This window comes from Psychrobacter sp. KH172YL61 (genome assembly GCF_007182895.1).
Classification (GTDB): domain Bacteria; phylum Pseudomonadota; class Gammaproteobacteria; order Pseudomonadales; family Moraxellaceae; genus Psychrobacter; species Psychrobacter pacificensis.
The window spans coordinates 2,345,884-2,371,476 of the sequence record NZ_AP019516.1 but is presented as its reverse complement, the minus strand read 5'-3'; the positions used below and the strand labels follow the sequence as shown (position 1 = coordinate 2,371,476).

19 protein-coding genes and 9 pseudogenes are annotated in these 25,593 nt (G+C 45.2%); 17 read left to right on the top strand and 11 right to left on the bottom strand.

The window, feature by feature from the left end:
• Position 1: 1 nt before the first annotated feature.
• The 3 genes and pseudogenes from nuoM to PKHYL_RS12640 all read left to right on the top strand — a co-directional run bounded on the left by nuoM (position 2) and on the right by PKHYL_RS12640 (position 4,111).
• A pseudogene (gene nuoM / locus PKHYL_RS12650) lies at positions 2 to 1,625 on the top strand (NADH-quinone oxidoreductase subunit M).
• 3 nt (positions 1,626 to 1,628) lie between these two features.
• Positions 1,629 to 3,108, top strand: a pseudogene (nuoN, locus tag PKHYL_RS12645) (NADH-quinone oxidoreductase subunit NuoN).
• Positions 3,109 to 3,283: 175 nt separating this feature from the next.
• Positions 3,284 to 4,111, top strand: coding sequence for a ferredoxin--NADP reductase (locus PKHYL_RS12640; protein WP_058024558.1), 828 nt, complete (start codon positions 3,284 to 3,286; stop codon positions 4,109 to 4,111).
• Between the two features lie 99 nt (positions 4,112 to 4,210).
• Here PKHYL_RS12640 and PKHYL_RS12635 read toward each other — a convergent pair whose 3' ends face one another.
• Positions 4,211 to 4,990 carry a hypothetical protein gene (locus tag PKHYL_RS12635; RefSeq protein WP_227517150.1) on the bottom strand — a complete coding sequence of 260 codons (780 nt, stop codon included), beginning with the start codon at positions 4,988 to 4,990 and terminating at the stop codon, positions 4,211 to 4,213.
• A gap of 332 nt (positions 4,991 to 5,322) precedes the next feature.
• Between PKHYL_RS12635 and PKHYL_RS12630 the strand changes: the two genes are divergently transcribed.
• From PKHYL_RS12630 to PKHYL_RS12620, 3 genes are all read left to right on the top strand, one after another.
• Complete coding sequence (locus tag PKHYL_RS12630) at positions 5,323 to 6,210, top strand: energy transducer TonB (protein WP_227517151.1); 888 nt, start codon at positions 5,323 to 5,325, stop codon at positions 6,208 to 6,210.
• 176 nt (positions 6,211 to 6,386) lie between these two features.
• The gene (locus PKHYL_RS18980; RefSeq protein ID WP_240365337.1) at positions 6,387 to 6,626 is read left to right on the top strand and encodes a mechanosensitive ion channel family protein; all 240 of its coding nucleotides are present in this window, start codon (positions 6,387 to 6,389) and stop codon (positions 6,624 to 6,626) included.
• Entirely contained in the window at positions 6,598 to 7,263 is a 666-nt protein-coding gene (locus PKHYL_RS12620) for a mechanosensitive ion channel family protein (protein WP_240365336.1), read from the top strand. Before PKHYL_RS18980 ends, PKHYL_RS12620 begins: the two co-directional genes overlap by 29 nt.
• An 11-nt stretch (positions 7,264 to 7,274) precedes the next feature.
• Here PKHYL_RS12620 and ybeY read toward each other — a convergent pair whose 3' ends face one another.
• The 3 genes and pseudogenes from ybeY to PKHYL_RS12610 form a co-directional block, all read right to left on the bottom strand.
• Positions 7,275 to 7,607: an rRNA maturation RNase YbeY gene (gene ybeY / locus PKHYL_RS18230; RefSeq protein WP_332835888.1), complete on the bottom strand. Its 333-nt coding sequence runs from the start codon at positions 7,605 to 7,607 to the stop codon at positions 7,275 to 7,277.
• Positions 7,564 to 7,881, bottom strand: a complete 318-nt coding sequence (locus PKHYL_RS18225; protein WP_332835887.1) for a hypothetical protein — start codon at positions 7,879 to 7,881, stop codon at positions 7,564 to 7,566. Before PKHYL_RS18225 ends, ybeY begins: the two co-directional genes overlap by 44 nt.
• Positions 7,882 to 8,166: 285 nt before the next feature.
• Positions 8,167 to 9,264, bottom strand: a pseudogene (locus tag PKHYL_RS12610) (PhoH family protein).
• A gap of 587 nt (positions 9,265 to 9,851) precedes the next feature.
• On the opposite strand from PKHYL_RS12610, the gene PKHYL_RS12605 reads away from it, so the two are divergent.
• The 5 genes from PKHYL_RS12605 to PKHYL_RS12590 all read left to right on the top strand — a co-directional run bounded on the left by PKHYL_RS12605 (position 9,852) and on the right by PKHYL_RS12590 (position 13,883).
• The gene (locus PKHYL_RS12605) at positions 9,852 to 11,159 is read left to right on the top strand and encodes a UbiH/UbiF/VisC/COQ6 family ubiquinone biosynthesis hydroxylase (RefSeq protein WP_186474904.1); all 1,308 of its coding nucleotides are present in this window, start codon (positions 9,852 to 9,854) and stop codon (positions 11,157 to 11,159) included.
• A 165-nt stretch (positions 11,160 to 11,324) separates the two neighbouring features.
• Positions 11,325 to 12,584, top strand: a complete 1,260-nt coding sequence (locus PKHYL_RS12600) for an FAD-dependent oxidoreductase (protein ID WP_186474903.1) — start codon at positions 11,325 to 11,327, stop codon at positions 12,582 to 12,584.
• A gap of 81 nt (positions 12,585 to 12,665) precedes the next feature.
• The gene (locus tag PKHYL_RS12595) at positions 12,666 to 13,007 is read left to right on the top strand and encodes a hypothetical protein (protein ID WP_240365335.1); all 342 of its coding nucleotides are present in this window, start codon (positions 12,666 to 12,668) and stop codon (positions 13,005 to 13,007) included.
• The gene (locus PKHYL_RS18975; protein WP_442966160.1) at positions 13,003 to 13,284 is read left to right on the top strand and encodes an OmpA family protein; all 282 of its coding nucleotides are present in this window, start codon (positions 13,003 to 13,005) and stop codon (positions 13,282 to 13,284) included. The genes PKHYL_RS12595 and PKHYL_RS18975 overlap by 5 nt, the downstream gene beginning before the upstream one ends.
• On the top strand, positions 13,269 to 13,883 hold the full coding sequence (locus tag PKHYL_RS12590) for an OmpA family protein (RefSeq protein WP_240365334.1): 615 nt from the start codon (positions 13,269 to 13,271) through the stop codon (positions 13,881 to 13,883). Before PKHYL_RS18975 ends, PKHYL_RS12590 begins: the two co-directional genes overlap by 16 nt.
• Positions 13,884 to 13,926: 43 nt before the next feature.
• Here PKHYL_RS12590 and PKHYL_RS18970 read toward each other — a convergent pair.
• The 5 genes and pseudogenes from PKHYL_RS18970 to nadA all read right to left on the bottom strand — a co-directional run bounded on the left by PKHYL_RS18970 (position 13,927) and on the right by nadA (position 18,134).
• A pseudogene (locus tag PKHYL_RS18970) lies at positions 13,927 to 14,447 on the bottom strand (lysine exporter LysO family protein).
• Positions 14,448 to 14,485: 38 nt separating this feature from the next.
• Complete coding sequence (locus PKHYL_RS18965) at positions 14,486 to 14,836, bottom strand: hypothetical protein (protein ID WP_240365333.1); 351 nt, start codon at positions 14,834 to 14,836, stop codon at positions 14,486 to 14,488.
• Positions 14,837 to 15,032: 196 nt separating this feature from the next.
• On the bottom strand, positions 15,033 to 16,628 hold the full coding sequence (locus PKHYL_RS17735) for an L-aspartate oxidase (RefSeq protein ID WP_269778176.1): 1,596 nt from the start codon (positions 16,626 to 16,628) through the stop codon (positions 15,033 to 15,035).
• Positions 16,529 to 16,912, bottom strand: a complete 384-nt coding sequence (locus PKHYL_RS17730; RefSeq protein WP_269778175.1) for an FAD-dependent oxidoreductase — start codon at positions 16,910 to 16,912, stop codon at positions 16,529 to 16,531. The genes PKHYL_RS17735 and PKHYL_RS17730 overlap by 100 nt, the downstream gene beginning before the upstream one ends.
• A gap of 83 nt (positions 16,913 to 16,995) precedes the next feature.
• A pseudogene (gene nadA / locus PKHYL_RS12565) lies at positions 16,996 to 18,134 on the bottom strand (quinolinate synthase NadA).
• A gap of 351 nt (positions 18,135 to 18,485) precedes the next feature.
• On the opposite strand from nadA, the pseudogene PKHYL_RS12560 reads away from it, so the two are divergent.
• From PKHYL_RS12560 to PKHYL_RS12550, 3 genes and pseudogenes are all read left to right on the top strand, one after another.
• Positions 18,486 to 19,515 (top strand): annotated as a pseudogene (locus tag PKHYL_RS12560) (NUDIX hydrolase).
• A gap of 170 nt (positions 19,516 to 19,685) precedes the next feature.
• Positions 19,686 to 20,546: a carboxylating nicotinate-nucleotide diphosphorylase gene (nadC, locus tag PKHYL_RS12555; RefSeq protein WP_186474897.1), complete on the top strand. Its 861-nt coding sequence runs from the start codon at positions 19,686 to 19,688 to the stop codon at positions 20,544 to 20,546.
• Between the two features lie 253 nt (positions 20,547 to 20,799).
• Positions 20,800 to 21,406 (top strand): annotated as a pseudogene (locus PKHYL_RS12550) (MarC family protein).
• 119 nt (positions 21,407 to 21,525) lie between these two features.
• Here the strand turns inward: PKHYL_RS12550 and PKHYL_RS12545 are convergent.
• A pseudogene (locus tag PKHYL_RS12545) lies at positions 21,526 to 22,127 on the bottom strand (LysE/ArgO family amino acid transporter).
• 180 nt (positions 22,128 to 22,307) lie between these two features.
• Between PKHYL_RS12545 and PKHYL_RS12540 the strand changes: the two are divergent.
• From PKHYL_RS12540 to PKHYL_RS12530, 3 genes are all read left to right on the top strand, one after another.
• A complete protein-coding gene (locus PKHYL_RS12540; RefSeq protein ID WP_186475400.1) occupies positions 22,308 to 23,057 on the top strand; it encodes a hypothetical protein in 750 nt (249 codons plus the stop codon).
• A 208-nt stretch (positions 23,058 to 23,265) separates the two neighbouring features.
• On the top strand, positions 23,266 to 23,934 hold the full coding sequence (locus PKHYL_RS12535) for a hypothetical protein (RefSeq protein ID WP_240365332.1): 669 nt from the start codon (positions 23,266 to 23,268) through the stop codon (positions 23,932 to 23,934).
• 67 nt (positions 23,935 to 24,001) lie between these two features.
• On the top strand, positions 24,002 to 24,553 hold the full coding sequence (locus PKHYL_RS12530) for a hypothetical protein (protein ID WP_186474894.1): 552 nt from the start codon (positions 24,002 to 24,004) through the stop codon (positions 24,551 to 24,553).
• 138 nt (positions 24,554 to 24,691) lie between these two features.
• Here PKHYL_RS12530 and rluB read toward each other — a convergent pair.
• Positions 24,692 to 25,581: pseudogene (gene rluB / locus PKHYL_RS12525) on the bottom strand (23S rRNA pseudouridine(2605) synthase RluB).
• Positions 25,582 to 25,593 lie beyond the last annotated feature (12 nt).

The window sequence follows — 25,593 nt, the reverse complement described above, 5'->3', positions numbered from 1 at the left end:
GATGGAGTTACAACAAACGTGGATGCTACCAGCATTAATCGCAATTCCCTTTTATTGCAGGATTGCTATGCTGGTTGGTGGAGCGATTTAATAAACGTCTGCCGCGCTGGATTGCCTTGATCGGTATGATGTTGACCTTTGCTTTGTCATTAATACTTTGGCAGCAGGGTGATTTTAGCGGTATGAGTAAGCAGGTCATCGCGCCAGATGCTGCCGTGCCTTGGGTCGCAGAATTTAGTGTGCCGTGGATACCGAGCTTTGGTATTAGCTTTCACTTGGCGCTAGATGGTTTGTCACTGATGATGGTAGCCTTAACAGGTTTGCTTGGTGTGGCAGCTGTTGCCTGTTCGTGGAATGAGATTCAGCGCCGCGTTGGCTTTTTCCACCTAAACTTGCTATGGAGTTTGGGCGGCGTTATCGGGGTTTTCTTAGCGATTGATCTGTTCTTATTCTTCTTCTTTTGGGAGATGATGCTGGTTCCTATCTATTTCTTGATCGCGCTTTGGGGTCATGATGTGGTTGGCAAAACCAAAGAATATGCCGCAACCAAATTCTTTATCTATACCCAAGCGTCTGGGCTTATCATGCTCATCGGTATTTTGGTATTGGTCATTATCAGCTACGCCCAAACTGGGGTGGTCAGCTTTAACTATAATGACTTACTCGGTACGTCACTTGGCGGCTGGGAATATCCCATCATGCTGTGCTTCTTCATTGGTTTTGCGGTGAAGTTGCCTATTGTACCTTTTCATGGCTGGTTGCCAGATGCGCATGCGCAGGCACCAACGGCAGGTTCGGTGGATTTGGCAGGTGTGCTCATTAAAACTGCCGCCTATGGTTTGATTCGTTTTGTGTTGCCGTTATTCCCAGTAGCGTCACAAGAGTTTGCACCGATTGCCATTACCTTGGGGACGATTGGTATCTTCTACGGTGCTTGGCTCGCGTTTATGCAGACCGACATGAAGCGTTTGCTAGCGTATACCAGTATCTCGCATATGGGCTTTGTGGTATTAGCAATCTATGCTGGAACATTGCTCAGCTTACAAGGTCTGATGATTCAGATGCTTGCGCACGGGCTTAGCTCAGCCGCACTATTTATCATGGCAGGGCAGCTATATGAGCGTCTGCATACACGTGATTTGACCTTGATGGGTGGTATGTGGGGACAGTTCCGTTACTACGCACCGATATTGATGTTCTTCTGTGCGGCGTTGCTTGGTATTCCAGGTACAGGTAACTTCATTGGCGAGTTTATGATTTTATTTGGCTCCTTTGCTCAGTATCCTGTGTTTGTGGTATTTGCGACATTCAGCTTGGTGCTTGCAGGTCTATACTCGCTTATTTTGATTTATCGCGCGTTATTTGGTGAAAACAACATCGCTGCATTGGCAGAGCGAGAGACTAAGTCACATGGTTTGCCTGCACGTAGATTAAAAGATTTGGGCAAGCGCGAGCTGTCATTACTATTGATGTTAGCGGCTGGTTTGGTCTGGCTCGGATTATATCCACAGCCGTTCCTTGATACCTCAAGTCACGCGATGCAGTGGATCAACAATGCATATATATACAGTCAAGTGACACAGGTAGATGCGTCGCAACTGCTTGATGTAATGGAGGCACGTTAAGTCATGAATGAGATTACAATGAATGATTTGATAGGGCTTGTGCCTTACGCACCGATTATCGCCGTAGTGATTACGGTACTCGTGGTGATGATTGCCATCACTATCAAGCGCTCGCATATGGTCACTGGTACAATCACCGTAGTCGGTTTGAATATTGCTCTGGTTACGTTACTTGGGCAAATGACGGGCTTTATTGAAAGCGGTGCTATTGCGCCAAATGCTGAGCAGTTATTTGTGATTGATAACTTTGCACAGTTCAATATGGTGATAGTTCTAGTTTGTGCCTTGGCGTGTTGTACGCTATCGTATGCGTATCTGGCCGATCTAAAAGACAATAAAGAAGAGCTATACTTGCTCATGCTGCTATCGACCATTGGTGCATTACTCATGGTAAGCGCGCAGCATATGGCATCATTCTTTATGAGTCTTGAGATGCTGTCAGTGCCTTTATATGGTTTGCTCGCTTATACTTATATGCGTAACCGCTCGCTTGAGTCAGGACTAAAATATCTAGTACTGTCGGCGACAGCGTCAGCGACTTTACTCATGGGTATGGCCTTTATTTATGCAGAGGTTGGCTCGTTGGCATTTAAGCCAATCAGCATGGTATTGGGCAATATTTTTGAATCGCCACTACTGATATTGGGTGCGGCGATGATGATGTTTGGTATCGCCTTTAAGCTTTCTGCAGCTCCCCTTTCATATGTGGACACCAGATGTTTATGAAGGCGCGCCTGTCCCTATCGCGACCTTTTTGGCGTCTGTCTCAAAAGTTGCCATGATGGCGCTAGCGGTTCGATTCTTAATCGATACCTCTTTATTGGCATTGCCATCGGTGCAAATGTTATTAATGGTGATGGCAACCTTGTCTATCTTGGTAGGTAACTTGTTAGCTGTGCGTCAGACCAGCCTCAAACGTCTATTGGGTTATTCATCCATTGCCCATATGGGTTATGTGATGATCGTCATCGTCAGTATTGGCGCTGCTGCTGATAGCATTTCTAGTATGTATATGGCGGTGTATGCCTTTACGTCTATCGGTGCCTTTGGTGTGGTGACATTGATGTCGAGTCCATATCGCCTATCTGGTGAGGCCGATGAGCTGACACATTATCAAGGGCTATTCTGGCGTCGTCCAGTATTGACGGCAGTGATGACTATCATGATGTTATCACTGGCTGGTATTCCATTGACCGCAGGCTTTATCACCAAACTATTTGCGATATTGGCTGCTGTACAAGGAACCAACTGGTTCTTAGCTGCGATGATTATCCTAGGTAGTGCGATTGGTCTATTCTACTACTTGCGCGTGTTACTCACACTGTTCAAGCGTCCTAAGCAGTTCATCGAGTTTGACGTGTCCGGACAATGGGGTATTCGTACCGGCGGTATTATGGTTATTGCGGTGACGGCCATTATCCTGTTCTTTGGTATTTTGCCAAATAGTATGATCGAATGGGCAAGCTTGGCTCGTATTTGGTAGATTCAATGATTTATGCGATAAGATAAGCCATTTGTTGCTTATCTGTTGTTACGGTTAAAAAACCAAGATGCGCCCGCTTTATGATAAGCTTGGCGCATCTTTTTGCTTAATTTTTGTCTTTGGCAAACTTATCTTATAAAAATACCATTTAATAAAATATGAGTGATGAACAGTTATGAGTGATAATATTCAAACGGTAACGGTGCTCAGCAAAACCACATGGACGCCAAATTTATTTAGCTTTACCGTCAGCCGTCCTGATAGTTTTAAGTTTACTGCCGGACAGTTTGTGCGCTTGGGTGTCAATCCGAGTCAATTAAAATATTACCAACAGGTTAAGGCAAGTGATGAAGTCTCTAATGAAGCATTGAATGAAGATATCTTTCGAGCGTATTCGATTGTGTCTTCGCCCTTTGATGAGGTACTAGAGTTTTTTTCTATTGTTATTCCTGACGGTGCTTTTACCTCACAGTTGCAGCATCTACAAGTGGGCGATGAGCTATTACTTAATACCATGCCATTTGGGTTTTTGACCTTGGCGCGTTACCAAAAACCCCTGCCTAAGGACTTGTGGCTGCTTGCCACAGGCACTGGTCTTGCACCATTTTTATCGATGCTACAAGACCTAAAGACATGGGAAGATTACGAGCATATCGTGCTAGCCTATAGCGCACGCTCGACGGATGAGCTTGCGTACGTTGAGCAAATCGAGCGCTTGCAAGACGATTTTGGCTCGCTGGTTGATAATCCTGCAAAGCTGATTTTCATTCCTATCGTCACCCGTGAGTCTGTCGACGGCGCGTTATCAGAGCGACTACCAAAGCTGTTATTAGAAGGCACGTTGCAAGCGCGCGCGGGTATCGATTTGGATGTCGATACGACGCATGTCATGCTATGTGGTAACCCAGATATGGTGGATGATACCAAAGAGGCATTGAAGACACTAGGATTGGTGATGAATCGCCGAGGTGAGGGTAATATCGCTGTTGAGAACTATTGGTAGGGGCAGCTGACGATTGTCTTATTTAATAAAAAACGCTACATCTATCAGGCTAATAACCTGTGAGATGTAGCGTTTTTTGGAGACATCGTTTATGGATCGTTATTCTTGGCTGGGTTCGGTGGCATCGTCTACAGGGTTGATGGGGCCTTGCATCAATTGCGGCTCATCATCGTCGCTAATGATATCTTCGTTATTGCTTGAGGCCAATAAGTCACGATAGTTAATCTGCGCCTTCAAAACCATTTGCTCTTCTTCAAGCTTTCCATAGTTGACCTGTACTTTATACAACGTACTCATGATCTTTTTGTTGTTTTTTAGCCAGCGGTTAATATCGAGGTAAATCACTTCGTCTTTTGGGCGAGCAATATTGACGTAGGAGAGAATAAAGCCCAATGGGTCTTTTTTAAGGACGCTATGATAAAACCAAATAGCAAGCTTGATCCCTTGGCGCTTAACAAAAGACTCGCAGCGTAGATTTAATATATCGGTATACGTCTGCTGACCAAACACAAAACGTTGGACATTACGATCTAGCTGCACATGGACCAAACTAAAATTACTGGCCACTTCAGCGTAAATACCGCCAGCATTAACCGTGCAGTATAAGCGAAACCAATCATCATGCATTTCAACGCGCAGCTCTAGTATGGCTTTTACATTATCCGTTACAAAGCTTTGTAGCGCCTCGTTGACGTATTTTTGTGCGACTGGTAGGGATATCTCATCTTCGAGTTTGTCTGTCGTTTTATGATAGATGTCTTTAACCGATTGAGCGATACGCTCCCAACCACTATCAAGTGACTCGTCAAAACGATAGCCGATGTTCTCAAAGAGCTCGTCAAAACTGTCTGAATTATTCACGTTATCAAAGTCGCTCAAACTTATTATCCTTATAATTATAGGGCTTAGCACTACCATTCTAAAACAGTATATAACAAATACCGTGGCTTCAAAATGGACACATGCGTTTTATGACAATTCATTTGATATCATAAAGACGATACCTGTTTTATAACATTTTTAGTGATAGAGATTTGTTTTAAGTAGATGAAAGGTTGTAAACAATGACTGATTAGCGCCATCTCTCGACACTATCGGTTGGGCTAGCGACTTAATTCTATGTCATGTTATGATAGCGCCGACATATATCGTGCATATCACTACATGCTCATTTATAAACCATACCCTTACCTATCAGCTGGAGACCCATTGTGGCCTATATCAAAGACTCACAGAGCTACCATTTTTCGGCGCAGCCTCCCAAGCGTGATGTGAGCTTACCTGTAGCGATTGTCATTGCGGTCGCCATACACGTATTGATTATTTTTGGCATCAGCTTTTCGATGGGTAAAGACCCGGCTGCCATGATGCAGGATGTGGCAAAGGCGCTCACCGATAATATGCAGCCAAACGAAGACGCGCATTTTATTGCCAACGCCTCACAAGAAGGCGGCGGCACCATAGAGGAGCGACTAAGACAAGAGAATGACCAAATGAGTCCATTGTCTGCTGAGCAAATGAGCGAGACACAAGACGTCATCAATCTACAGCGCCAAGTTCGACAGCAGCGCTACCAAGAGAGCTATCTGCGCACCACGTTAAGCTGGCGTCAGGCGAGCGTAGAGTCGGATAATGATAGCAAACAAGCACAAGATGACATCATGGCACAAGAAGCGCGTCTGCGTAAGCAAATCGCTACTTTAGAAGCGCAATTGTCTCAACGTCAGCAAGTCTATGCGACCAAATCCAAAGTGGTCACTATGGATAGTAACTCGACCACGCGCGGGGCAGCAGCTGACTATATCAATACCTTCCGTGAGCATGTCGAGCGTGTCGGCAATCTGCATTATCCTGTGCAAGCACGGGCGCAAGGCATTACGGGTGAAGTGCGGCTCATGGTCATTATTAGTAATAATGGCAATATCAAAGCCATTCGTCTGCTAGAAAGCTCAAATTCGACGATACTGGATGAGGCCGCAAAACAGTCAGTACGACAAGCAGCACCTTTTGGACAATTTACCAAAGAGATGAGTGATATTGTCGAGTTACGACTGATACGTACTTATCGCTATAGCGACGAAGTGGATGTCACCTACTGACGCCACAAAACGAAAACTACAAAACTAAAGCGATAAAAAATCAGTGACACGATAAATAAACATAGAATATCAACGAATACGTCATAATATTTGACGACAATAATTAAGATTAATCGGCAATTAAGATTAATCGACACCCAAATTTATAACACACCGCTATCGAGTAAAGAGTTAGTATGGAATTTTTAGGTTTTACAGTAGATGTTGCAACGCTCACCAGCAATGCATTAGAGATAGTCATCAAGGTGGCTTTGGCAATACTTATATTTATCGTTGGGCGCTGGCTTGCCAAAAAAGCCGTCGACTTTTTTGGCCGTCTCATGGCGCGTAGTCATTTAGATGAAACAGTCTCTGGCTTTTTTAAGCCGTCTGTTGTATGGCGTGCTATTGGTTGTCGTAGTCTTAGCCGCACTTAGCAAAGTTGGCGTACAGACCACCTCGGTCGTTGCTATCTTGGGCGGTGCCGCGGTTGCAGTTGGTTTGTCACTAAAGGATCAATTATCAAATTTTGCCGCTGGCATTATGATCGTGACTTTTCGCCCATTTGTACGCGGTGATTATGTGCAAATCAGCAGCTATACGGGTACAGTGACCGAGATTACCTTGGTCAACACGCATCTAACGACCATTAACAATCATGACATCATTATTCCTAACAGCGACATCACAACCTCAGCGGTGGTCAACTATACAGCACTACCCAATCGCCGCGTCGATATCACCGTGGGCATTGGCTATGATGCAGATATCAAAACGGCCAAAGATCTGATGCTGAGCCTCGCCAGAAATAACCCGTTGTCTTTCACCGATCCTGAGCCTATTGTACGAGTGACCAATCTTGGTGACAATTCAGTTGATTTGACATTGAACGTGTGGACAACCAATGCTGACTGGTGGACCATGCAGTGCCAGTTGCTTGAGCAGTTCAAACACGCATTGGATGATGAGAATATTGAGATTCCATTCCCGCAGCGCAGTATCCATGTCAAAGGCTTGGATCAAATGATCAATCAAATGGGTCAAGCACAAAAGCTGCCGACCACTAAAGATTGATTAAGACCGAATCAAAGATAAGGGTTTGGTAGGTTTAGGCCTGCCAAAATCTCAATCTCAAAGCGCTCCATCTCATCTTGCTCGGCCTCTCCGAGCTCATGATCAAAACCCAGTAGGTGCAGCACGCCATGTATCAGTAAATGACTGATGTGCTGTGCCACGGTTTTGTCTTGCTCTTGTGCCTCACGTACCATGACCTCATGACAGATAATAAGCTCACCAAGAGACAGTGTTGGCATTAGTCCGATGATGGCGACAGGCAACTCACTTGGATAAGACAAAATATTGGTCGCATAGTCCTTACCGCGTGCCTCTAAATTGAGGGGCTTGGCCTTCGATTTCATCTGTAATATATATATCCAAGGTTTTAGGTTTTTCTTGCCACAGCTCAGAACCGATATCTGCAAAGTAGGGTAGTGTCAGACCTTCATTGATGCGCGCGTTCATATAATCTAAAGTTGCCATCATGACAGATAATAGATACTTACGATCATAAAACGTATCAAGCGTCTCATCATCGATACTATCGGCTGCATTAATATCCAGTGCTACCAAGCTGTCATCATCATTAGTGGTACTATGATCTTGGTGGCTATTATTACTGTCAAATTGGTTCATATCGGTGTCCTGTTTTATTATAAATGGGCGTGTTTAGTTGGCTATACTCAATCTAGACCATGCCTCACCCAAGTAATGCTAAACCTAAGCAATCTCTGTCAAGAAAAAACCGGACTACTTTAGTAATCCGGTTTTTCTATGCAATATAAATCTTTATAGTAAATTGTTCTAGCGTTATTATAGTTGATCCAATTTAAGAGCGGTACAAGGCAACCGAGTGCAGATGTATATGTCATACTTCAAGCGAGGTTAACGCTATAACGCTTTTATAGTGGATTGACTATATTATAGTTTGGCAGCAGCATTAGCCACAGCTTGTCTACGTTCTTGTTCTTTGATACGTTCAAACTTACGTTTTTCTTCTAGAGCCATTTGCGCTTCATCGTACACGTCATACGCTTCAACGATTTGTTGTACCAACTGATGGCGTACCACGTCTTTTGAATCAAATTTGGTGATATGAATTTCTTCGATGTCTTTCAAGATATCCATCGCCTGCGCGAGACCTGACTTATGACCGCGCGGCAAATCGACCTGCGTGATGTCACCAGTAATCACAGCCCGTGAGCCAAAGCCCAAACGTGTCAAAAACATTTTCATCTGTTCAGGCGTGGTGTTCTGTGCTTCATCCAAAATGACAAAGGAGTTATTGAGCGTACGACCACGCATATACGCAAGCGGGGCGATTTCGATGATTTGTTTTTCGATCATCTTGCCAACTTTCTCAAAACCTATCATCTCATAGAGCGCGTCATACAATGGACGCAAGTAAGGGTCAATTTTTGCGTCAAATCACCAGGCAAGAAGCCTAGTTTTTCGCCAGCTTCTACGGCTGGACGTACGAGCAAGATACGCTCAATCTCGTTACGCTCTAGCATATCGACTGCACAAGCGACCGCAAGATAGGTTTTACCAGTACCAGCAGGGCCAATACCAAACGACACATCAGAGCTTAAGACGTTTTTTACATAGCGCTGCTGGTTGCCACCGCGCGGTATGATGCGACCTTTGCGCGTACGCAGACTGACGGGCGTAAACTCATTAGCCTCATCTGATTCTGCATCCTCAATATCATCATCCTGCTCATCGTCGTCCATATCCCTCATCACGCGAGATGCTAGATTGAATAATCAGATGCAGCTCTTCTGCGCTGATATCTTTGGTGTTTTGGGCTTCATCGACCATCTTATAGATGATACGTTCACCGCGCTCGACAGCGGTCACATCGCCACTTAAGCAAAAATCGCCTTGGCGTTGCATGATTTTGATATCGAGGCGTTCTTGGATGTATTTCATGTGGTTGTTATATTCGCCAAGCACGGTTTTGAGCTGTGCTGGCGTTAGGGATTCGAACTTTATACGGCGGCTCATGGTATCAGTCAAGCGATTATCCTTGTATTGTATGCCCGGCGCTGTGATTTCATTTTGATAGCGTCACGGGTTTCAGAGATAAAGTAGTTAGTAGCGTTATATGGGTGTTGAGTAGTTATAGTAAATACTAAAAATAACGGTAATATTATTGTTGGTTTTGTGGAAGATAATAAATAAAAGTCTTGCCTTCATTATGGTAGAGAATTTTTAAAATTCAAGCGATACATTGAGCATATAGCGTTGTTTTTGTATGTCGATTGCAATCAACATACAGGCCTACTCCAAATCGAGTCAACAGCATGTCTATTAAGTTCATTTATCAGTTAGATAACATCATCAGGGAAAAGTAACGCTCGCATTGAGATATTGATAAGTTGAGTTTTTACCGATATAAACCTTCTTGCGATGAGGGATGGACGAACGATTTGTCTACGGTTAAGAGCGCAGCATGATAGGCAATTTGTGGTAATCTATGAGCGATATTACAGCACTTTACGATTGAGTCAGAAGCGGCCTTTACCAGATAAAGGCTATCCAATAAAACGACTATCAATCGCTAAAGACGTGTCTGCCCAACAATTATAATAGGAACAACAACGATGCAAGAGACAGGTTCACCTTTATCCAATTCTAAAAGCCTACCTGAAAGAAGAGAAGCAATCACCGACCAGCAAGTGCTTATCGTCGGTGGCGGTCATGTCGGTTTGTCTTTTGCCTTACTACTGGCGCATCACGGCATTGCTAGCACGCTATTAGAAAAAAACCGTTATCCAACCATCAGTCCGACCGATGACCGTACGCGCAGTCATTATTTGGACAGTCGTAATACAGCGTTATCTCGGCGTACGGTACAGATCTATCAAGAGATTGGATTGTGGGATGAATTGCAAAGCCATGCGTGCCGAATTGATAGCGTGCAGATTAGCGAGCAAGGTAGCTTTGGTCGCGCACAGCTCAACAAAGCCGAGGAGAAAGTAGAGTCTTTTGGACAAGTCATTGAAAACGCGTGGCTCGGGCGTAAGCTTTTATTAGCCGCGCAGCAGTCGCCACTTATTACCTTGATTGATAATGCCAGTGTCAACGCCGTTGCCCAACAAGCGGATGGCGTGATGCTGAGCTTTAGCAACGATGACGCAGCAGAAAACGAGCAACAGCTACAAGCCAGCGTGTTAGTCGCTTGTGATGGGCGCGATTCTACGGTACGTCAGTTGTTAAATATCGGCACCACAACCTATGACTATCAGCAAACCGCTATCGTTGGTGTGGTAGAGACCGATAGACCGCATGAGCATGTCGCCATTGAGCGCTTTAGTCCAGCAGGGCCGCTAGCTGTGCTGCCACTGACAGATCCAGAGGGCGACGGCAATGATAAATATCAACACGGTTATAGACGATCTGTGGTTTGGGTCTGTCCAACAGGTGAAGAAACCAAATATCTAGAAGACGACGCGCATTTCTTGCAGACGCTACAGCAAGCGTTTGGACAACGCGCTGGCAAATTCGTTGCTGCTGGTCGCCGCGGCGCGTATCCGTTATCGCGTGTGCTAGCAGATAAGCAGGTCGAGGGTCGCTGCGTTATCATGGGCAATGCCGCTCATACTTTGCATCCTGTCGCGGGTCAAGGCTTTAATCTTTGTATGCGAGATGCTCATGTATTGGCGCAAATGATGAGCGCACAAGTGCTCAAAGGCGAGGACATCGGTAATGCACAACTACTAAAGCGCTATGAAAAAGCGCGTCAAACGGATCAAAAGCGGGTGATTCGATTCTGTGATGCCGTGGTACATGGCTTCACGCATCCTAATCCCGCCATTAAGTTTGTACGTAATATGGCATTACTGGCCTTTGATAAATTGCCAAACATTAAGCCATTGGTGGCAACCTACGCGATGGGTTTAAAGTCATAGCGCTATAGTTAATCCTCTTTAAAGAGTGACAGCGTTAACCTCGCTTGCAGTATTGCCTATACATCTGCACTCGGTTGCCTTGTCTCTCTTTTAAACTGAATCAACTATATGTAATTGAGATTGATAATAAGTATTCTAATATTGAGCAATATTGAGAGACACCTTATGAAAAACAATCATACGCTGATTATCGGTGGCGGTATCGTTGGGGCGACGCTCGCGCTAAAGCTTGCGCAGCACAAAATGCCAGTGACCTTGGTTGATGCCCGTCCTGCTCGAGATGAGTCTGCATGGCAAGCGGTGCTAAGCAAACGTGACGCGCGTGTCTATGCGCTTAGTTTGGCGAGTATTAACCTGCTTACAGAGGTTGGCGCGTGGCAACACATTACCGCATCCAAGCGTAAAGCCGACTATTCACAAATGCAGGTTTGGCAGTTGAACGGCATGGGCGAGCTATTATTTGGTGATAGTCATGACCAGAGCGCTGCGCCTGAGATACTCGGTAGTATGGTGGAGCCAGCCGTTATTGAGCACGCCTTATGGCAGCGTCTGTCTGAGGAGGATGTCAGCGACTATCTGACGGTTATCGCTGGGCATAAAGTGGTCAATATGGACTGGCTAGGCGCGCAGCAAGGCTACCGTGTGACCTTGGATGATGGAACAGCGATTGACGCGCGTCTGTTAGTTGGGGCTGATGGTCGTGGCTCGTTTGTGCGTCGTCAAGCAGGGATTGGACTTGATACGCTTGATTACAATCAAACCGCGATTTGCTGTGCGATTCAAACAGAGAAACCACATCAAGCGACTGCTCGTCAAGCCATGTTGCCAACGGGGACGCTAGCGCTCTTGCCGCTAGCGGATATTACTGATGACGATAAGGCAAATCCACAACATTGGCAATCTATCGTATGGACCTTGCCGCGCAATCAGGCATTGGCATTGATAGAGGAAGACGACCGCTTTATCGCAGATAAACTCGCAGCGGCAAGTCATTACGAGCTGGGTGCTATAAAGCAGATTGAGTCCATCGCCAGTTTTCCTTTAGCAGCACAACAAGCAAAAAACTACGTCGCTGATAACTTGGTACTCATCGGTGATGCCGCCCATGGCGTGCATCCGCTAGCAGGCCAAGGGTTGAACCTCGGTATGCTAGATGTAAAAGTGTTGTGTGAGCAGTTGATGCATGACTTTACCCGTAGTGGCGGCACGCTGTGGGGCAGTAATCAAACGCTGCGTCATTATGAGCGCTCGCGTCGTCCGCATAATAGCCTGATGATGCACAGCTTTTCGGCACTGAATTGGTTGTTTGCAGGGTCGCTTGCACAAACTCGTCCTATGCAGCAACTGCGTAGCGAAGGCATGTACCGCGTTGGCAAGATTAAACCTTTAATGCGGCTGTTTGCGAAGCAGGCTAGTGGGGTTTAGTTTGCTTGTTCTTAGTGACACAGAGTTAGTGGCATAGCATGAGTATAAGTATGACCTATCATAACCAGTAAGGCATTCACTATGACAAAGTTTAAGAAAACAAAATTCTCTACTGCCTTATGGATGATAGGAGCTGTGGTAATAGCAGGCTGCCAATCAGTGACTCCAGTCACAAGTAACATAGCACAAGAGGTTTTAAAGCCCTCCATTTGCGTGGTTGAACCGCCACCTGTTGATGAAAATGGCAAACCTATGCCAGTAGATTTGGACGATACATTGTCTATGGAGTTACGAGTATTTTTTGATAAAGATAGTGCCGAATTAAAGGAACAATATACTCCGGAATTAAATAAGATCATAGCGTTCGCGGATCGCTGTTCTAACCTGACTTTTTTTTGTCCAAGGGCATACCTCCAAAATTGAACAGCAAGCCATTGACGAGAAAGCTCTACATCTCAAAGGCTCGTCTCAGCCACTGGACTTTATCTCATTAGCGAGTGCTCGTGCACAAAGTATCAAAAATTATTTGGTTAATCTTGACCTGCCAGCGTATAGAATTCGCACCTTTGATTGTAGCGCTAATAATCCTATTGCTCCTAATGATACCGAGGAGGGAGCTATTATGAATCAGCGAGCGTTCGGTTGGATATCAGCGCGAGATAGGTATGATCAAATGTTACTCGAATGCAGAGAGTTTTAAAGGAAAAATATTATGAAAACTCAATTGGGAAATGCATTTTTAATTTTGGTAAGTGCTTTGGCGTTATCAGCCTGCCAAACATCTGTTTCACAAAAATCAAGCAACTCAAAATATTAATGCTCCAGTTGCTAAAGTTATTTTTAGATAGCGACGGTGATGGCGTACTTGATGCTATGGACGAATGCCCAAGGACGCCACATAATATGGTAATAGATGAAAGAGGCTGTCCGCACTCCTTACTTTTTGCTGAAAATGAATTCAGAATGGAAGCTAGAGCCTATTATGATGAAAATAGCAGTGAGATAAAAAGTGAGTATTATGAACAGCTAGATAACGCAGGCAAGAAAATGCAAGATCATTTGGACGCTATCATGCGTGTTGAAGGGCATATATCCAAGCGTGAAGACAGTCGCGGCAACCAAACACTATCAAGATACCGTGTAGAAGGAATCAAAAATTATATCGTTATGAAATACAATATAGATCCCGCTCGTATCGAAACGTCCTATTATGGATCGGAGCGACCGATTGCGCCTAATGATGCTGAAAACAGTTGGCTCAATCAGCGTATTTATGTGCTTATTAGCAATGTTGAATAGTGTATTCAGCGTTTGAAAATTAAAAAAGTAAATTTATCAAATGCTACCCCAAAGCCGAAAACACCACCATCAGTACGGGCGAGATGATATTAATCAAAAAGCCAAAGCTAATTGCCAGTGGCACGACCTTGAGACCGCCTGATTGCTGAATAATCGGTAAGGTAAAATCGAGACTCGTCGCGCCGCCAAGCCCCACCGCAGCAGAAGGATATTTGCGCATAAATACAGGAATGAATAGCAGCGCAAAAATTCCCGTATCAAATCATTAAATAGCGCGACACTGCCCCATACCGCGCCGTAAGCATCAGTCATGACAATCGCGGATAGTGAATACCAACCAAACCCTGATGCCATAGCCAAGCCTTTCGTCCACGACACATCGGTAAATAGTAAGGCAAACACAAGCCCACCAACCAACACCGATAGCGTAAAAATAACGCTCATCTCGACGCCGCGCTTATTGAGCATGACTTCTTTTAAGGTAATGCCTGAGCCTTTGAGACCGATACCGACCAGCAAAATCAAAATCATCAGCATGACCGTCATAGAGTTTTCAGGCGGCATATAACCTGCCGGTAAAAAATAACCAATCACCATGCCAATCACGACACAAACCACTTGTGCCAAGCTACCGCGGATACTGACGCGGTGCTCTTTAGATTTGACGCTTGGTTTTTGGCATGCCATGGTCGTACATGATCAAATACCATCAGTGCAAACAATCCTGTGCCAATCGTCAATATGGATAAGACAGTCACGTACAGTGCAATTTCGCCAACTTGATTACCCAGCCCTTCTACCTGTGATAGCTCAATACCGATCAGTGCCAAGATAAGATAGACTAAATAAGACAAGCCTGTATCGGCTAGTTTGGTCATGGTTGGGTTAGACGGAATGGCAAAGCCAATAAACATTGGCATCAAGACCAAAACGAGGGTAATTAGGCTTTGCATGGTGGTCAGCTCGCAGCGATTTTAACAAGACATTTTAGGAAGCTTGCGATTGTACCATAACCCTGACCGAATACTAAAAACCCACTAGGTAGCCTACATTGATTGATATTTTGTGAGCTGATAGGACTTGCGACAAGTCAATCAATCTCTGCTATTGGCTGACTTTTTCTAGAACGTTGATGTGCACACTGCTCCGTCAAGCAATCAACGTTTTCCACATATTGTTTAGCGTTTTCGATATATTTATAGATTGAGCAGAGGAGATATGTTGCTGATATGGCTCACGCTGCGGCTCAACCACACTTGCCCGAGGTATATCCGATAGCTTTGGATAATCATGGCGATAATGTCCGCCGCGACTCTCCATACGCTGATAAGCAGACTGAATAATTAAGGTCGCTAAAGCAAGCTGTCTGGTTAATTGAAAATATGCCAGCTCATGTATGTTCGTGGGGCTGTCATTTTTAATGATATTTTGTTGTCCAAGCTCAGTACTGGCAAGCGAAACTTGCCACTTTTGTATTTGGGTTAATGCTTGTTCTAATTGTCCCGCGCTACGGGTGATACCCATGTTAGTGGTCATGAGCACTTTTAGTGCGGCAGTGATTTTGGTCATGTCCGCCTCAGCGCCAGATAGCTTGTCATCATTGTCATATTCGGACGCTGTAAATAACGTATCAGTCAAAATAATTGACTGCGCATCTGTGAGCGTAGGCACTGACCAAGATTCAATGACGGATTGATTTATGTCACGATAAGCATCATTACCTATCTTCTCTGCGTTTGCTAAACGGGTGACATACTGAGGCAAATGGTCTGCGATATTACGACCAACCACCACGCACTCCAACAACGAATTACTTGCTAAGCGGTTCGCCCCATGTAGCCCTGTATAAGCGACTTCACCAGCCGCATAAAGTCCTGGTACATCCGTCAATCCATTGGCATCAGTCACCACACCGCCACAGCTATAATGCGCAGTCGGGGCAACTGGAATAGGATCTGTCGTGATATCAATCCCGAGCGTTAATAGCGTTTGGTAAATCTGCGGGAAATGCGCTTTTATAAAGTCAGTGGCTAAGTGACTGACATCAAGATGCACGTAGCCAAGCCCGTTGTTATCAATCTGCGCGGCTATCGCCCGAGCGACGATATCGCGCGGTGCCAATTCAGCACGGGCATCCACGTCCAACATAAAGCGGACACCCGTCTTTGGACAATATAACCGTCCACCTTCACCGCGCAGTGCCTCAGATATCAAAAAGCTGCTGTCATCTAGCGCTAAGCCTGTTGGGTGAAACTGAATGAACTCCAAGTTTGCCAAGCGGCAGCCTGCTTGCCATGCCATCATCACGCCATCACCGACGCAGACGTTAGGCGCGCTGGCACGCTTGAATAATTGACCTAAGCCGCCACTAGCCAGTACCACTGCACGACTATGAAAGGTGAGCGGGCGCCCATTGATATGATCAAAGACAAGCACCCCTCGGCAATGCTTAGCATCGCTATTATCTGTAAAAAAAGGCTTGTCGCTCGCTATAGGCAGTGTCAGTAACTCAAGCGCTTCATGATAAGGCAAAATAGTGATATTGGTAGCAGCTTGCGCTTTGATGGTTAATGCGTCCATCACGTGTCGACCCGTCGCATCGTCCGCATGGGCGACGCGTCTACAGCCGTGACCGCCTTCTTTTGTTAAATGCAAGTCGCTAGTCTGTAACTGAGAAAATTCCTGTGCGCTTGTATTATCCAAAGCGTTAGGTGAGTTCTGCGTAAAGGGACACCTTGCGCGCATAGCCACTGAACCGCTTGCTGTCCTGCACCCAAGATACGGGCAGTATTATCGGGTGTGCAAAGCCCGGCACCAGCCACTAAGGTATCAGCAACATGGTCAGACACAGAGTCATCTTTGTCTAGACTAGCGGCAATGCCACCTTGAGCATAGTGACTTGAGCAAACCTCAAGTGCCGCTTTACTCAAAACCGTGATATTCAGTGACTTTGGTAGCGATAACGCTGTACTCAAGCCTGCCAGTCCAGCGCCAATGATAAGGACGTCAGTGTTGACAATATGGCTCATGCGACTACTCCTACAGTTATCAGGAATACAGTTATCAGGGGATGGTGGTACGGGTTTGATTGGCTGAGCGCGGCTGACTCATGCTAGGCTGCCCCAACATTGGCAAACAATGCACGGTCTTGAACGATATCGCCACTGGCGGCCACACGTTGCTTTTGCGATTCAGCAAAATCAAGCATACGTTGTAAGGGTTTTCTAGCGGCGGCGGCAAGCTCAGGCGTCATTAGTACCTCACCGCTGTTATTGGTCAAGCATTGCTCGATACCTTTTAGGCCATTCATCGCCATCCAAGGACAAAAGGCACAGCTTTTACAGCTTGCGCTTTCACCAGCGGTAGGCGCTGCCAAAAAGCGTTTGTTCGGCGAGCGTTTTTGCATTTCATGCAATATGCCGAGGTCAGTTGCAACGATAAAGGTGTCAGCATCCATCTCATACGTTGATTGCAACAGTTTACTGGTTGAACCAACGACATCAGCGAGTGCCACCACGCTATCGGGCGACTCAGGATGTACCAAGACTTTGGCTTCTGGGTACTCGGCTTTTAATTGCAGCAATTCAGTGGCTTTAAACTCATTATGCACGAGGCAAGACCCTTGCCAAAGCAGCATATCTGCACCCGTCTCACGAGCGATGTATTTGCCCAAATGACGGTCAGGCCCCCAGATGATCGGCTCACCTTGTGCATGCAAATGACGGACGATATCGATACCGACCGATGATGTCACAACCCAGTCAGCGCGGGCTTTCACCGCGGCGCTGGTATTGGCATAAACGACGACGGTACGTTCAGGGTGGGCATCACAAAATGCGGAAAACTCATCAGCAGGACAACCCAAATCGAGCGAACATTCCGCCTCCAAATCTGGCATAAGCACGGTTTTTCCATACTTAAAATCTTTGCTGATTCGCCCATAAAGCGTACACCAGCGACGACTAGGGTCTGGGCGCTATGGGCTTGTCCAAACCGAGCCATCTCAAGCGAGTCACCGACGCAGCCACCTGTCGCAAGTGCTAAGTCTTGGATAAAAGGATCGACATAGTAGTGTGCAACGAGTACCGCGTTATTATCTTTCAATAATTTTTTGATGTTTTCTTCAACCACGAGTCGTTCAGCACGAGGCAAGTCTGCTGGCATTTTTGCTCTGGCATATTCGATGTTCATCTGAGTGGCGATGCGATTGTCGGTACTCATGATGGGTGCGTCGTAAGGATAAATTTTCATAATGGCAACCTCTGTTGGCGCTATAGTGATAAATGGTGTGCTAAAACAAGATATTTGGTTAAATAAATTTAATTGGTCTTTAATTATGCTCATTTTGAGTATAAATACAAGTGTTTTTTATAGGTTTACTGATTTATTTCCTCTGTTGTCATCATTTATTCTTGGTTATGTGATAGAGATTCTCTAGCATTTCTCTGCACCATCCTTGATAGTAGAAGGACCATTTTGATGTTGTCTGATTGCAACGGCAGACTATGATATTTTTAGATTCACGTTATACTGAGTCTTATTATTATCAGCATTGATAGTCCACTCATCACACTTTATACAGATAGGATAACCCCCTAAATTATGACGTTGTCTTATTCACATGCGCACCAGCAAGGTAGCGGCACGACAGAAGTGGTCGCCGTATTGGTCGCGATTACCGATCATATCGCTCGTGTCCTAACCGTTGATCAAGGTAAGCTGCTGCCAAATGGGCCGCTTATGCCGCTACATCGCTCGCTACAGGCAGGCGTACGTCAATGGGTAGAAGAGCAGACGCAGCAGCCGCTCGGATATTTAGAGCAGCTATATACCTTTGTTGATACCAACAGACGTAACGTTGATGGTCATGCATTGGTGTACGTCAGCTACCTTGGTTTGGTACAAGAAACTCAAATGCAGGCATTGCAAAGCCAAGCGCTATGGCGAAATTGGTATGATTATTTCCCATGGGAGAACCATCTAGATGGTATGCCTAGTATCATTATGGACTTTATCATCCCTATGCTATTGGAGTGGGCGAGTAGCGCTGAAGATTCAGTTGCCCGGCAGCGCAGGCGTCAACGTATTGGTTTGTGCTGGGGACTTAGCGAAGAGTTTTTGACAGATAGCGAGTTCATAGAAACTGAACCAGTTGGCGATAAGGCTGATGAAAGCAGAGAATGGATCGCAGAGCATGTGCTGCTGCGCTACGAGATGCTGTATGAAGCAGGACTGATACCAGAAGCGCCCAATTATCCGCCTAATTACCAAACGGTTCAATTGCCAAGCGACTGGTCTCAGCGTATCGGCATACCGATGTATTACGATCATCGCCGCGTGATTGCCACCGCTATCTCCAGACTACGCGCCAAGATTGAATATCGACCGCTTATCTTTGGGTTGATGCCAGATGTGTTTACTTTATCCCAGTTGCAGCAGAGTGTTGAGGCCTTATCAGGCATACGCTTGCACAAACAAAACTTTCGCCGTTTGCTGGAATCTCAGAATCTTGTGATGGAGACAGGAGAGTAGTAGTGCTCAGCGTGGTCGCCCCGCCAAACTCTATCGTTTTCGCCATGATATCGAGCTACAAAGCTTATTGATGGACAGCAAACTTCCTAAGCGTAAATAATTGCTACTAACAAATACAGCTAGGTCAATTTCATATAGAAATCGACTTGCTCAATAAAAACTGTTTCACCTTCCCTTGCAGGAGCGTCAACTTTACGCTATATTTATGCTCATTTTGAGTTTAAATATTTAGACGTTTTTATTCATATTACGCCTACATAAGGGTCAAACATGACAATTGAAAAAGAGCCAGTATTGGATGACGTATTGCTTAAACCTTTGGTAGAAGATGCGCTAGCGGAAGATTTGGGCAGGCGTGGAGATGTCACCTCGCAAGCCACTATCCCAGCAGATATGCAAGCCCAGCTACAAATCAAGGCGCGACAATCAGGTGTGATATGCGGTATGGATTTGGCGCGGTTGTCTTTTGCCTTAGTTGATGCAAACATTGAGTTTGTGGCTCAAGTGCAGGATGGCGAAACAGTCGCCGCTGGTGCCGTATTGGCTACTGTAAAAGGTAATGCACGCCATCTGCTAACAGCAGAACGTACAGCATTGAACTTCATGACGCATCTTAGCGGTATTGCGACTGCGACCCGCCAGATCGTCGATAGCGTGGCGCAATATCCAGCGCAGATTACTTGTACGCGTAAAACCATCCCAGGTCTGCGTATTGTACAAAAATACGCGGTACGCTGCGGTGGCGGTCGCAATCATCGTTTGGGACTGGATGATGCGATCTTAATCAAAGACAATCACATTGCCATCGCAGGTGATATAAAGACGGCTATCGAGCAAGCGCAACACTTTGCTGGGCATCTGATTCCGATTGAGGTTGAAGTCGATACGCTAGAGCAATTAGAGCAGGCGCTAGAGGCGGGTGTGAGTTTGGTATTGCTAGACAATATGTCGCCAGAAACGCTATCGCAAGCGGTTGCTATGTGTAAAGGTCGCGCAAAGACTGAAGCATCCGGTGGTATTACGCCTGAAACGGTACGAGCCGCCGCCAGTACAGGGGTTGATTTTATCGCGATGGGCTACCTAACGCACAGTACTACTGCGCTGGATATTGGCTTAGATTTTAGTGCATAGGCCATCAAGTATTTCAGCTTCATCTGATTCATAGCTTTTATATTCGCTGGATTTCTCGCCAAGATGACATAGAAGGGTAACCGAGCAAAGTTAATGATTTAACTCGCTTATCTGCCTATGTTACAATGCTACTATGAATTGCCTATTGGGTCATCGTTGCACTCGCACGATGGCCTTATCTTTGCACCAGTGGTATCAATAGACAAGCGAGCGCTCAGTGAATACTGAAATTATCAAGATAATCCTAGCCTTTATGGTATTGATCAATCCATTTAGCGCATTGACGTTGTTCTTGGATTTGACTCGCGGCTATTCGATGAACAATCGACGCAAAGTTGCGCGTGTTGCTTGTCTGACCATTTTTATCACCATCAGTTTTTTTTACGGTGGCGGGTGAGACCTTACTAAAAGCACTAGGTATTTCTATTGGCTCGTTTCAGCTGGCTGGTGGAATATTGGTGTTCTTGATTTCACTAAATATGATGAACGGTGAAGGCAACCCTGTTAAGCCTGATCAAGAGAACTTCGATGTCGACCACGTGCAAGATGCACCGCCGACGATGGCCTCAGCAGTGGTCCCCATTGCGATACCGATGATGATTGGACCAGGTGGTATTTCTACCGTTATTATTTATTCATCGCAAGTCTCAGGCATTTTGCAGGTATCTGCCATCATCATTGCTGGTCTCTTTATTAGTCTATTTTGCTACCTGGCATTGATGGCTGCTGGTCGTATCAGCCGCTTGCTCGGTGATACTGGTCTGAATATTATGAGCCGGATCATGGGTATGCTATTAGCAGCCGTGTCTATCGAGATTATCGTTAGCGGTCTGCGCACACTGTTTCCTGCTTTAATCTAAGCTATTTATTCTGTCTCTAATATTGAGCACTTAAAATCCTAATAATTGAATTAAGAGGCCTTATCAGATAGCTGATAATGGCATCTTAGTTTATCTAGATTTAACGCCTAATGTTGTGTTTAGCTTTGGTATAAATGCCAAGCCAGATACAACATCAGCAGTCCTACCAACGCATCGAGTATGTTCCAAGCTTTTGGCTTTTCAAATAACGGCCTGAGCAGGCGTGCACCGTAACCGAGCGCAAAAAAGAAAAAGAATGAGGCGCTAATTGCCCCAATGGCAAAGGTAAGTTTGCTAGCAGCGCCTGTTGAAACCATCCCAACGAGCACCAATGTATCTAAGTAGACGTGCGGATTGAGCCAAGTGAAACCAAAGCAGAGTAGTAGCGCTTTTTTTAAGCTGGTCACTACTTGCCCATCAACGTTCAAAGCGTGTGATACACGGATACTGGCATACAAACTTTGTAAGCCATAACCCAACAAAAATAAAACGCCTGCTATTTTTGCGATATCTATCACATGCGGATAGCGTGCGGTGACCGCACCAAATCCACCAACGCCTGCTGATATCAACAGCGCGTCGCTCACTGCGCAAAACAGGCAAACAAAAATATGTGCTCACGTTTGAGACCTTGTTTGAGTACAAAGGCATTTTGTGAGCCAATGGCGATGATGAGCGATAACCCAAGCAGGAAACCAGAAATATAATCGGGAGCATTCATAACAAGTCGCTTAGCATTTAGGGAAGTGAGCGGAGAGAGTAGGAATGTTGACACTTTGCGTACTGGCAGGTCAGCAAAAACCTGTTAAGATAAGCTATTGAATGAACGTATGCAATACGAGCACAACGTGTGTGTACTGGATGAGGGGCAGAGCAAGTCATGGTAGTCAGTTTGACAAGAATGCTAAAGTCATTTGGGCAAGCGCAAGATGACCTACCAACGTTAGCTGCCAACAATGCGCAGGAGATGGGTGTTAACCATAATTTAAATGACAATAGTGATAATATCGATATCCATCATAATAATGACGGCACTCAATCAAATCACGAGCGTGCTGCATTAACGCCACCTGAGCGGGTACACCGTATACGTGATGCACTAGCGCAAGTGAACGATATTCACTCATCAACCCCGCTGACTGATCGCTATTTGTCCAATCGCGCCCAAATGCAACCGACCAATAGACCACCTTTTGACCCCGATACCTTGTGGTATCTCAAACATGGACGTTGTCCGATTATGACTGAGCTTGTTGATGTGGTCGATGAGGCCACCCTAAATGCGATGCCTATCGAAGCCGTTGCGATATTAGATCGTATCAATGGTAAGCTAAAACGCTATCGTGAGTGGAGTAGTGAGCTAAACGAGCAACAGCAGCAGCAACATAATGAGCGCCAGTTTGTCATTGATAAGCTGGTGTCCGAGAGCATCCCTGAAGCGCTACATCATTATGAGCAGTTGCAGCGCTTTAGTCCGCATCGCACCAAAAACAATATGGTTCAGGGAAAAATGACCGCAGGTGATATGTTGACCGATTTGTTTTTAGAAATCGATTATGAGCTTGATGAGCTATTGGATGAGTTGCATCAAACCGTTTTAAATCGTCTTGCCTCAACCCATCGTTATGTCAAGAGCCGCACGCAAAGCTAGCGTATTTTATAAAATAAAAGATTATCCAAAAACATAACAGACTCAATGTATAACAATATAAGGCTTTCATAGAGCCTTATTTTTTTGTTTAATAAAAGCAGTGCTAAGCAATAAAGTTGACGACACTAAAACCGCCTAGCTTAAAATACTGATTAAAAATAACAAGAAATCTGCCAAACTATTCTGTCAAAACAATAAGGAAAACCCGATGACCCAAGTGACTGCTATGTTAGTGATGTTTGTATTATACGGAGTGCTGCCGGCCGCTGGGTTATATTTGGGGTATCGTGGTATTAAGAAAGTTACCGCGCCCAAAATGCTGGAATATACTGCCATGCCGCAACTGGGATATATACCAGAGAAAAGCCTACCTGTTGAAGTCAAAACAGCACTTGAGCAAATCAATCGAAAAGGCAAAAAACTCCGCTTGATTTATGGTGATACCAATAATGACGGCAAAATTGACGATAAAGACACCATCAATGAAACTTATATTATGATCCAAAATCTGATGGACCGACACATTCCGCAAGCTGTGGCAGACTATCGCCGCTTATATGACTTAGATGTGACAGATGGGGCGCGTGCTGATACCACCAAAATCAAACATTCAGATGTCACTGGTAAACAAGCATTGTTAGAAGTGCTTAAAACGATCAATACCCAGTTTGACGATTTACTCAATGCCTCATACCATCAAGATGGGCAAAAACTGCTCGCGACCAATCGCTATCTGCAAACACGCTTTGATCATCCAAATATGGATTCAACAATGCAGCCGCTGAGTAATCTCAGTAAGAAAACAGAGGCTATTGAGTCACCTACTTTGAGTAGCGCGGATGTGAAAAATCCAGTAGCAGAAGATATTAAACGCTAAATGCTAAATGCTAAGTGCCAACGATAAGTAGTCATACATAGAATTGAGTGATGAGTAGCGAGCAGTTATGAGTATATTAATAGGCATCGGTATTGTAACGACCGTCACAACTTTTTATCTAGGTAGAAAAGGCTGGCATGCATTGCACAAAGCGGTCGGTATTACTCCAGGTGTGCTTATATATCAAGATGATCATGCGCCATTGTCACTGGCTACGTTAAGTTGGGAGCAGCTTAACTTAAATAAAAAGCACTTAAAAAGCTTGTCAGATCAGCAGCTACGGCAATTAAAACGTATCGATAACAAAGTGAGTGGCTATCAAGCTTATCAGGCAGCATTACAAGCTCAACATAAAACACCTGCTATAACAGAAGCGCAGTTTGTGTTGAACAAAATGTTGCAAACTCGGCTACCCGAAATGCTAGCCACTCACTACCAATTAACAAATATAAATGTCACTAATGAGAATAGTGAAAAGAGGTTAGAGGCTAGTGAGTTATTGCAAAGTGTTTTAGATAACATCGAACAGCGTTTGGATAGACTACTGGCACAAATGGACGAGGAGCAGCTAAAAGAGCTGCGAGTCATGACGCATTATATTAATACCCACGATAGCTGAGCCGTTATTTTTATACTGAGTCACTGTGAGGGCCTGTAAAATACATAAAAAAAGGGGTCAATGATGAATAGTCATTGACCCCTTTTTATGTTTATTCTAAATCTATCAAAAACTTAGAATAATGTTAAATCAATTGAATTAGCGCTTATCATTGCGGTCACGACTATTACGCGTACCGCGGCTGGCAGGGCTAGCACTGCTTTTAGGCTTCGCGCTGCTGTTGCGATTGTCATTACGAGTGTCCGTGCGACGCGCTTTAAGCGGCTTGTTTCTGATACGCTCTTGCTTTTTTTTAGCCGCACCATGTAGACCTGTGCCATAACGTGGGCGTAAGCTCACCAAATCGGTCAATGTATTGATCTCTTTTTATCGAGCTCTAAGAAACGACCTGTACGTAACTCTTTTGGCAAGGCAATCGTACCGTAACGTGTACGCAATAGGCGGCTAACTTTCAGACCTTGTGACTCAAACAAGCGGCGTACTTCACGGTTACGACCTTCTTTGAGCTGAACGTGATACCACTTATTAACGCCTTCACCGCCGCCTTCTTTGATGTCGTCAAACTGCGCCATGCCGTCTTCTAACATGACACCAGCAGTCAAGTTGCGGGCGATATCGGGAGTGACTTCACCCAACACACGAACGGCATATTCACGCGTCACTTCGCTAGAAGGATGCATCAGGCGATGCGCCATCTCACCATCATTGGTAAATAATAGTAAGCCAGTTGAATTGATATCCAAACGTCCAACCATGACCCAACGATCATGAGTGAGCTTTGGCAAGCGCTCAAACACAGTCGGACGACCTTCTGGATCCTTGGCTGAGCAGACTTCGCCTTCTGGCTTGTAATAAGCGATCACTCGGCGACGCTTTTCATTTTCGGCGGTATATTTGATCTGACGACCATCCACACGTATTTCATCGCCTTGCGATACACGATCACCAATCGTTGCTGGACCGTTATTAACAGATACGCGACCTGCTTTAATCACTTCTTCCATTTGACGGCGTGAGCCAAGGCCCATACGGGCGAGTGC